Genomic DNA, 255 nt, shown 5'->3' on the forward strand with positions numbered 1-255 from the left:
GTGTTCTGCTGCGTGGTATCAAACGTGAAGAAATCGAACGTGGTCAGGTACTGGCTAAGCCGGGCACCATCAAGCCGCACACCAAGTTCGAATCTGAAGTGTACATTCTGTCCAAAGATGAAGGCGGCCGTCATACTCCGTTCTTCAAAGGCTACCGTCCGCAGTTCTACTTCCGTACTACTGACGTGACTGGTACCATCGAACTGCCGGAAGGCGTAGAGATGGTAATGCCGGGCGACAACATCAAAATGGTTG

General features: G+C 51.8%; 1 pseudogene. It reads left to right on the top strand.

Annotated features, from left to right (window positions below):
- Nucleotides 1-255: pseudogene (tuf, locus tag E0D98_RS26920) on the top strand (elongation factor Tu); the annotation flags it as partial.

Source organism: Escherichia sp. KCJ4928, from assembly GCF_004352695.1.
GTDB lineage: Bacteria > Pseudomonadota > Gammaproteobacteria > Enterobacterales > Enterobacteriaceae > ECMA0423.